Source organism: Mucilaginibacter sp. (assembly GCF_036383575.1).
Taxonomy (GTDB): Bacteria; Bacteroidota; Bacteroidia; order Sphingobacteriales; family Sphingobacteriaceae; genus Mucilaginibacter.
Map to the genome: position 1 here is coordinate 1 of NZ_DASVOB010000182.1, position 9,667 is coordinate 9,667.

Below are 9,667 nucleotides of genomic sequence, written 5' to 3' on the forward strand. Positions count from 1 at the left end.
GCCAGTTTCAACTTCGTCTCCGCGCGCCCGAAGGAACCAGGCTTGAAGCCACCGAAAATTTAATGCTCAAAACACAGCAGGTATTATACAATACCGTTGGTGAGCACAACGTGGAGATCATATCGGCATTTGCCGGGCAGCATCCTTCATCTTTTCCCACATTGCCCATTATCTTGTTTATGAGTGCATCCAACGAAATCGTAATGCAGGTAAATCTCAGCCCTGATTATAAGGTAGATATTGAAGATGTGAAGGAAAATCTCCGGAATGCGCTTCACCGTGAAATGCCCGATGTCAAACTGTCTTTTGAACCTATCGATCTGACCGATAAAATAATGAGCCAGGGCTCGTCGACCCCGATTGAGATAGCTGTAATGGGAAAAGACTTTACAGAAAGTGACCAGTATGCCGTTAAGTTGCAGGATCTGCTTAAACAGGTTCCGTTTTTAAGGGACGTGCAAATAAAAGAGCAACTGAAGAACCCCGCTATTCATATTAACATTGACCGGGACAAGGTAAAACAGATGGGCTTAACGATGACCGAAGTCACCAATAGTATTACTGAAGCTACGTCATCCAGCCGGTTTACCGAAAAAATGCTGTGGCTGGATGAAAAAAGCGCCAACTCTTATGAGGTGCAGGTAGAAATCCCACAAACAGATATGGGCAGCCTGGATGATCTGGCAGGTGTGCCAATTTTTAAAGACAGGCCGAGGCCGGTATTGGGCGACGTGTGTACGTTTACCAACCAATCGATCGTGGGCGAATATGATCGTAAAGGAGCAACCCGGTTCCTTTCGGTTATTGCCAACGTTTATAAAAAGGACCTGGGTTCTGCCTCATCAGCGGTGAGCGCGGTATTAAAGCAGGCAGGCGCGCCACCCCGCGGCATAACTGTAGAAACACGGGGTCTTGCCAACTTACTGGATGAAACGCTGAGTAGCTTACAATCGGGCCTGTTAATAACCATGGTTATCCTGGTGCTGATATTGGCAGCCAATTATCAATCGTTCGGCCTTGGATTTACGGTTGTTACCACCATACCCGCGGTTTTGGTTGGTTCACTGCTGATTTTGCTGGCAACAGGTTCAACACTTAACCTGCAATCATACATGGGTATCATCATGTCTGTCGGGGTGTCGGTTTCTAACGGTATTTTGCTGGTAACCAATGCCGAGCAGATCCGGCTAACCGGTAAGTCAGCCATGGAGTCGGCGCTTGAAGCCACAGAACTCCGGTTAAGGCCTATTATGATGACCACCATTGCCATGATAGCCGGCATGATCCCTATGGCCTCAGGTTTGGGAGAGGCCGGCGGACAAACAGCGCCACTGGGCCGGGCTGTTATCGGCGGGCTCATCGCCTCAACTTTTGTATCGCTGTTTATACTGCCGGTTATCTTTTATCTGATCAGGCGGAAAGCAAGCACCAATGCGGTGTCTTTAGATCCCGATGATGTACACAGTGTTTTTTACGATAAACAATCACCAATAACTCAATAAAACGATCATGAAAACAAGATATGCATTTTTAGCCCTGTTAGCAGGCGGTTTACTGGCATCCTGCCAGAGCAAACAGGCACAAACTGTTACGCAGCCCGCACCTGCATTACAGGTGTTCGCTTTAACTCCGGGCACACTAAATACAACCATGAGCATTCCGGGCGAGTTACGCCCTTACCAAACTGTTGACATGTATGCCAAGGTTAACGGCTTTATAAAAACAATGACTGTTGATATCGGCAGTGAAGTTCACCGCGGTCAATTATTGATGACCCTGGAAGCCCCGGAAATGACGGCCGCTTTGAAACAGGCACAAGAAGACCTGCATACTAAAGAGGCCATTTACAGGGGCAGTAAGGCCAACTACGACAGGTTGTTAAAAACAAGCAAGATGCCGGGCACCATTTCGCCCAACGACCTGGATATGGCGCATGCCAAAATGAGCTCTGACAGTTCTGCTTTGCTTGCTGCCAAATCAGCCTATCAGCTATCAGCCGATTTAAGAAATTATCTTGAGGTCAGAGCTCCTTTTGATGGTGTTATCAGCTCGCGCAATGTTTACCCCGGCGCTTATGTTGCCCCAACAGATAAAAGTTCGGACAAACCAATGCTGACACTTCAGGAACAAAAGAAACTGCGATTGGTAGTAGCCGTGCCCGAGGCCGCCACCAGCTACTTTAAAGATAAAGACACCGTTCATTTTACAGTGAAAACCTTGCCGGGTAAACAGTTTGTGGCAGTAGTAAACCGCATGGCAGGCAGTATGAATGATGAGCTCAGGTCGGAGCAAATGGAAATGGATATACCTAACAATGACAAGATGTTATTACCCGGAATGTTTGCACAGGTAACCTTACAGCTAACAAACAATCAGAAAAATTTCATTGTACCGCAAAGCGCCATAGCACAAAACTCGCAGCGAGTTTTCGTTATTCGGGTGGTTAATGGAAAAGCTCAGTGGATAGATGTAAAAAGGGGCAGGGCAAATGCTGATAGCGTGGAAGTTTATGGAAACTTAACCACCGGCAATGAATTGCTCCGGAATGCGACGGATGAAATAAAAGAGGGGGCTCTGGTCAGGGTTTCGCAGTAGTTAGCCGCAAGGCTTGAGCATTCATTGTTTACAAATAGATCAAAGCATCGTTCAACCGAAAACTGAACGGTGCTTTTGCTGTCCCTCTTACCGAAAATGGAGTAACAGTCGACTAAAGAACAAAAAATTATAGGTGAAAGATTATAGCATTACCGGAATGGCTATATTAGTCCTGTCTGATATGAAAATCACTTTTACCGCTATTTTACTCCTCGCGCTGGAGTCATCATTTGTTTTCGCCCAGCAAAAAAACGTACCCGTTGAACCTGGCGTATCGTTGCAACTGGCAGAATACCGTAAATCAGTTATCAGTAACATTCAATATAGCCTGGACTTTCAGATACCTGACCGCAAAAAAGACCCCATTAATGCTGCGGAAGTGATCAACTTCACGTTAAAGAAAGATGGGCAACCCTTGCAGATTGATTTTAAACAACGAACTGATCATATAAAAAACATTGAAGTAAATGGCAATCCTGCAACCATCAACCTGCAACAGGAGCATTTACTTATTGCTGCCGAAGCCCTTAAGCAAGGTGCTAATCGCGTAGTTATAAATTTTATTCCCGGCGATGCCTCACTTAACCGTAATGATGAGTTTTTGTATGCACTGTTTGTGCCTGATCATGCCCGCACGGTATTTCCCTGTTTTGATCAGCCTGATCTGAAAGCCACTTTTACGCTGGCGCTCGCTGTCCCGGCAGGATGGAAGGTGCTGGGTAATGGCTCGAAGAAGGATTCGTTAGTAAGTGGGCAGTATACCAAATACCATTTTACACCCAGTGATAAGTTGCCTACTTACCTGTTTTCATTCACTGCTGGCAAATACACTGCTGTAAGGAAAACCATTGGTGCCCGCAATGCTGAATTTCTTTACCGCGAAACAGATCAGAAAAAGATCAGATCAAGTGTTGATTCTGTATTTGAAGCGCACAAAAATGCTATCGCTTTTTTGGAGGACTGGACGCAGATCAAATATCCTTTTCAAAAGGTGGGATTTGTGGCTATTCCTGATTTTCAGTTTGGCGGTATGGAGCATCCCGGCGAAGTGCAGTACGAGGCATCGGCCCTTTTCCTGGACGATGCTGCTACCAAAGATCAATATATCGCACGTATCAATCTTATCTCGCACGAGACCGCGCACATGTGGTTTGGCGATATGGTTACCATGCGCTGGTTTAACGATGTATGGATGAAGGAGGTGTTTGCCAATTTTATGGCCGACAAGGTGACGGAAAAACTGATGGGTAAAGAAACCTTTAACCTCAAGTTTTTGCGGGATCATTACCCCGCTGCCTATGGTATTGACCGTACAGCCGGAGCCAATCCTATCCGTCAGCAACTGGATAGCCTGCAGGATGCCGGGTCAATGTATGGGAATATCATCTACCACAAGGCACCTATTATGATGCGCCAGTTGGAACTGTTGATGGGACCTGCAAACTTTCAGGCCGGTGTGCGCGAATACCTGAAGAAATACGCCTATCAGAATGCCACCTGGCCCGATCTGATAACCTGTCTGAGCCACCACACGCAAGTCAATTTAAATGCCTGGAACAAAGTTTGGGTAAATGAAACCGGTCGCCCGGTGATTGATGCGGATGTGCAGTATGCAAATGGAAAGATCAGCAGTTTTACATTGACCCAACACCCAGAAACTGGTGCTGCACGGATCTGGCCGCAGGCTTTTGAAATCACCTTGGTTTATGCCGATCACCAGGAAACCATCCCGGTTAACCTGAATGAACAGACCGTGCAGCTTAGTGCTACTGTAGGTATGGCCAGGCCGCTTTACATTGTTTATAATTCTAACGGTTTAGGATATGGACTGTTTCCGCTTGATCCTGATCTTTCGGCCGATCAGCTTTTTGCATTAAAAAGTCCCATACAACGAGCATCTGTTTACATCAACGCTTATGAAAATATGCTGAATGGTCAAGGCTACGCTCCGGCTGAACTGATGAAGTTGTTCGAAAAAGGCCTGAACATGGAGAAAGAGGAATCCAACATACGAGTGCTTACAGGCTATATCAGCAGTATTTACTGGGAATTTGTCAGTCCGGCCGTACGGAATGCTAACACCGAAGTACTGGAGCAAACCCTTTGGAATGCCATGGAACAGCAATCGGCACCGAACATTAAGAAAATTCTTTTCAGTACCTATCAAGGTATTTACCAGAGCAAGGCAGCTGCCCAACGCATCTACGACATCTGGAAAACGCAAACCCCACCCCAAGGTGTGAAACTAAACGAAGATGATTACATCAGCATGGCCTTTCAGATAGCCCTGAAAAGTGACACGGTAGTGCAGGTGCTGAAGCAGCAGGAGGAGCGGGTGAAAGATCCCAACCGCAAAAAGCGTATGGAGTTCTTGATGCCGGCACTATCAACAGACGTAAAAGAACGCGATGCTTTTTTTAATAGTTTGAAAGAACGCAAAAATAGGGAAAAGGAGGCCTGGGTGCTATCAGCGTTAAGTTATCTGCATCACCCGTTAAGGCAAAGCACTTCGGTAAAATATGTGCCTGAAAGCCTGAACCTTTTGGAGGAGATCCGGGCTACGGGCGATATCTTTTTCCCGCAATCGTTTATCAATGCCACGCTGGGCAATTATCAGACCAATGAAGTTGCTGATATGGTAAACGAATACATTAAGGCGCATCCAAACCTTAACTTAAAGCTAAAAGGCAAGCTGCTGCAAGGTGCTGATAATGTAATGCGGGCGCAGAAATTGGTGAAATGATCAGATATTCTGTTATATTTGTGTATATGGCAAAGGGCTTAAAGCTATTTCTCGGAATATTAACTGCGTTTATCCTTTCAGGATCAACAGTTAGTTCTTATGCTGCTCCGGCCTCAGCCACTCACTCATTTACCCTGAAAGCAGCTGCCTTAAAGGATGCAAGGCATTTAGCTGCAGAGCTTTCAGGTGAGGTATTACATACAGGGTTTAATTTTCAGCAACAACTGAATTACTCGCCGAATTTGCATGCGGAGACTGTTACGATCCAACAGCCCAACCTCCAATACCCGGTACTTGTCAACTCGCCCCAAATTTCATCTATATATAAGATTCTGTATCACAGGTTTCTCCTGTATCCTTTTCATGCCTTCTGGTAGTCGCCGAATATTTCCTGTTTATTAACGTTTATATTTCTGTAATAGACGATAATGTTGTTCAATCTTAATTCATTGACCAATTTATTATCGCATTAAACTGGCGTTATGAAAAGAAATTTGAAGAAAAAATTTCATGCACAAGTAGCGATCATGCTGGAAAGAGAACTTCGGGAGGAAGCTGAAGTTTATTTCCAGGATATGATCATTAAAGTCAAGATGCCGTTAGCTGCAATCGAGTCCAGGCTGGGCGCGATCCTGCTGCGAATCCAGCGACTGGTAGAAAAGTATTTTCCCGAAAGACAGGAGGATATTGCTTTGCTGATCAGAGATGGCGGCAGCCGCTACGAAAATGTTTTCAAGATCTGGAAGCCGGTGGCTTAAGGATCTTGAAAAACCGTATTTTATTACCTTAAAAGAACATCGATGAATAAACAACATTTAACGGCAGGAACGCTGCTGCGTTATACCGGAAAACCATTTGAAGGGCTTGACCCGCAATCGCCCCAGGCCGAATTTCTTGGCTATAACAGCAACGGCTGGACCGGGATCTGGATCAACTATAAAGGGGGCATCCGCTTTGTCTCTTTATCAGATGTTGAAGTTGATCACGCAATTAATTTAACTCAATGATACAAGACCATTTGCTTGTTGTATTGGCATTGCTGTTCACAACATCTATGCTGGCCTTGCTCAGTAACAAACTAAACGTGTCATACCCGATACTGTTAGTCTTGGCTGGATTGGTGATCAGCTTTATACCCGGCGTTCCCGTTGTAAAGATGGATCCCAATATCATATTCGCGGTGTTCCTGCCGCCCTTGTTGTATTCGGCGGCATGGAACACTTCCTGGGCCGAGTTTTGGCGGCTGCGCCGCCCGATAAGTCTACTGGCTTTCGGATTGGTTATCTTTACGGCTACGGCTATTGCTTTTTTTGCGCACTGGCTTATTCCGGATTGTTCGTTGGCGCTCGGTTTTTTGTTGGGTGGTATTATTTCACCACCTGATGCAGTAGCGGCAGCGTCTGTATTTAAGGACCTGAAGGTGCCCAGTCGGATAGTTGCTATACTGGAAGGGGAGAGCCTGGTTAATGATGCATCAAGTCTTATTGTTTTCCGCTTTGCGCTTGTAGCGATCTTTACCGGGCAATTTACTTTCTGGCAAGCAACAGGCAGCTTTTTTTCTGTAGTTATCATGGGTGTATTGATCGGCCTGGCGGTAGCGCATGTAGTTTACGCTATCCACCGGTTTTTGCCAACTACACCGAGTATTGATACCGCGTTGACGCTCATTGCTCCCTACCTGATGTACCTTTTGGCCGAGCATTTTCATTTTTCGGGTGTGCTGGCGGTTGTTAGTGGCGGGCTGTTCCTATCCTTTCGCTCATCGGATATTTTTTCTTATGACTCGCGCCTGCAAACGCTTACGGTATGGAATGTGGCTATCTTTTTATTGAATGGAGTTGTATTCATCATGATAGGCCTGCAATTGCCGGGCATTATTCACGGCATTGAACATTACTCTCTGCCCGACTGTATTCTTTTCGCAGTAGCGATCAGTGTTCTGTCGATAATTGTCAGGTTAATCTGGGTTTTCCCATCGGCTTATTTACCGCGTTTGCTTAGCCGCCGGATCGTAGAAAAGGAAGGGCCGCTTAATTGGAAACCGGTGTTTGTGATCGGGTGGAGCGGTATGCGGGGCGTAGTTTCGCTCGCATCGGCGCTTGCCATTCCGCTGACGCTTGCAGATGGAACTGCTTTCCCGCACCGCAACCTGATCCTGTTTATCACTTTCGCAGTTATACTTTTTACGCTCGTGCTGCAAGGTTTAAGTCTGCCGCTGCTGTTGCGCGTGCTTAAACTGGAAGTTGTAGAAAATGATATCAGCCAGGAACAACAGATCAGGCACCGTTTAGCCACCGCGGTCATCGCTTATCTTGATGATAATTGCGGCCAGGAGATCGAGGCCAAACCGCTGTTTCGCCGGGTAAAAGAAAAATATGAGCGCATGGCAGAGATAGCCGAAAAACAATTGAACGGTGAAGATCAAATACCGGCTTTTATTCACGATTACCGGCAGATGTTGCTGGAGATCATTGAAGTTAGGCGCGGCGAGTTAAAAAAGATGCACCGAAACAAGGAGTTTGCTGATCACCTGATCCGCGCCAGGGAGCGCGAACTCGATCTTGAAGAGGCGAGGACACGGAAAAATTGAGATTTGAGATGTTTTACAGATTATTTAAACTGCTTACGGTAACAGGTCTGTTGTTCTTTGCTTTTACAGCGAGGGCCGATGGTCGTGCGGAAAAAACGCGCGTGCCCGGGCAGACGGTAAAACAATACCTCCATGTTGAAATTGTTGCAGAGGAAACCTCCCTGGCTTCTGTTTTAATTAGCGAGGCGCCGCTAACGCATTTTATTTTACATCCTGCCTGTGTTGTTGATCAGCCGGCCAATCTGTTTAACGCTCCTGATAATGCCCGCGTTCGTAGCATAGCCTTGCGCAATAGCCAAATGCCCCGCAAGATCTTGCTGATGCTATTTCCCTTCCATGGTTTTTGGTAATGTTACTAAGTTTTCTGCCCGAATTAACGAAGCATCCCGCTTCTTTTAAACTTATTTAGAAAAATTTAGTATGACTCATATTTTAGAAAACTCCCTGATAGCAGGAGGGTTGATCACGCTTTTTAGCGTGCCGTTTTATATTATTACCAAACGCGCAAAACAGAAACAACTCGCGTTGTTAAAAGATAGATTATTACACAAAGCAGCTGATCTCAGCCTCGATCTTACCAGGTATGAACCGCTTAGCAATAAGATCATAGGCTGGGCCAGGCCAAGTAAAATATTGTTACTAGCCGATCTTACACAATCTGAAGTGGCGGTATATAACCTGACGAAAGCCGTGAGAACTTATGTGTTGAAGACCATGAACGGAACTTCAGTACGTTCAATTTCCTTGCAGATTGCCGATGCACAAAACAGAGTGCTCGATAGCCTTCCCTTTTATCAGCAGTTTCAAGACAATGAAATGAAACTGAAACAATTTGAAAAACAGGCTAAGGATTGGGAAACACTGCTCAATGCTTATTTAAGCAGGTAAAAAAAGCGGCTGATCATGATTGATCAGCCGCTTTTTTTTGACTTATTCAGATACTTAAGCGGTATATGGTTTTGGGTTGACTCTACTAACAAAAAGGGGTTAACAGGGTTAACATAATTCAGGGTTGACATTTGCATATATAATTAATAATCATATAGTTGAGTGTTTTTTATACGGGAAATGTGTTAACCCCCTTTTTATGATACAACCTCATTTTTATTACAAGTATAAACCGGGTTTATACTTTCAGGCCACCGATGGTGCTAAATAGCATCACGCACAGTACTATGGTGGTAATGACCACATAAAGGAGGTCTTTTTCCAATACAAAGCCGATCAAGGATAATGCGATCCGCAATACAGGTGTGGCTATCAGTACCATTACACCAAATTGAACAATCCCTTTTGCGTTGAGCTGAAGAACACCCGACAGAATACCGCCGAAAGTAGTGTAATTAGCACTTTCACCGGCGAAATGATGGTAAGACGGCATTGGGGAAGCTCCATGCTGGATAAGGAACAGTATGCCGCCAAGCAGCACAATACAACTGGCGGTTACTACGCCGGTCCGCAACAGGCGGCCAACCAGCAGTTCAATATCACGGTCGCCCAGGTTTTTGGTTTTATTATTTGTGTTCATCATTTTAATTAAAATTTGTGTTGAAATCCGTTATACATCATTTCGACGGCGACAAAAACAATGGCTGTACAGAAAATATAGCGCAGCACTTTCGGGTCGAGCCGTTTAAGTAACTTGGCACCGGTGAACGCGCCGCCTAAAACACCCAATACCACCGGAAAAGCAATGGCCGGATCCATATAACCGCGTTGCAGGTAAACCACCGCGCTTG

Annotated in this window: 10 protein-coding genes; 8 read left to right on the forward strand and 2 right to left on the reverse strand. The window is 45.5% G+C overall.

Annotated features, from left to right (window positions below):
• The 8 genes from VF500_RS06620 to VF500_RS06655 form a co-directional block, all read left to right on the forward strand.
• Positions 1-1,502: efflux RND transporter permease subunit (locus tag VF500_RS06620; protein ID WP_330858908.1), on the forward strand; the 1,502-nt coding region annotated here is incomplete at its 5' end.
• A 7-nt stretch (positions 1,503-1,509) separates the two neighbouring features.
• Positions 1,510-2,595 (forward strand): efflux RND transporter periplasmic adaptor subunit, encoded by a 1,086-nt coding sequence (locus VF500_RS06625; protein WP_330858909.1) that lies wholly within the window; start codon positions 1,510-1,512, stop codon positions 2,593-2,595.
• 133 nt (positions 2,596-2,728) lie between these two features.
• Positions 2,729-5,338 (forward strand): M1 family aminopeptidase, encoded by a 2,610-nt coding sequence (locus VF500_RS06630; RefSeq protein WP_330858910.1) that lies wholly within the window; start codon positions 2,729-2,731, stop codon positions 5,336-5,338.
• 482 nt (positions 5,339-5,820) lie between these two features.
• Entirely contained in the window at positions 5,821-6,096 is a 276-nt protein-coding gene (locus VF500_RS06635) for a hypothetical protein (RefSeq protein ID WP_121227000.1), read from the forward strand.
• Positions 6,097-6,138: 42 nt separating this feature from the next.
• Complete coding sequence (locus VF500_RS06640; RefSeq protein WP_330858911.1) at positions 6,139-6,345, forward strand: hypothetical protein; 207 nt, start codon at positions 6,139-6,141, stop codon at positions 6,343-6,345.
• Positions 6,342-7,928 carry a Na+/H+ antiporter gene (locus tag VF500_RS06645; RefSeq protein ID WP_330858912.1) on the forward strand — a complete coding sequence of 529 codons (1,587 nt, stop codon included), beginning with the start codon at positions 6,342-6,344 and terminating at the stop codon, positions 7,926-7,928. The genes VF500_RS06640 and VF500_RS06645 overlap by 4 nt, the downstream gene beginning before the upstream one ends.
• An 8-nt stretch (positions 7,929-7,936) precedes the next feature.
• Positions 7,937-8,278 (forward strand): hypothetical protein, encoded by a 342-nt coding sequence (locus VF500_RS06650; RefSeq protein ID WP_330858913.1) that lies wholly within the window; start codon positions 7,937-7,939, stop codon positions 8,276-8,278.
• 70 nt (positions 8,279-8,348) lie between these two features.
• The gene (locus VF500_RS06655) at positions 8,349-8,816 is read left to right on the forward strand and encodes a hypothetical protein (protein WP_330858914.1); all 468 of its coding nucleotides are present in this window, start codon (positions 8,349-8,351) and stop codon (positions 8,814-8,816) included.
• A 238-nt stretch (positions 8,817-9,054) separates the two neighbouring features.
• Here the strand turns inward: VF500_RS06655 and VF500_RS06660 are convergent, their stop codons facing one another.
• Positions 9,055-9,459, reverse strand: a complete 405-nt coding sequence (locus VF500_RS06660; protein ID WP_330858915.1) for a DUF1634 domain-containing protein — start codon at positions 9,457-9,459, stop codon at positions 9,055-9,057.
• 5 nt (positions 9,460-9,464) lie between these two features.
• Positions 9,465-9,667, reverse strand: a 203-nt coding sequence (locus tag VF500_RS06665) for a TSUP family transporter (protein ID WP_330858916.1), incomplete at its 5' end; no start/stop codon positions are given.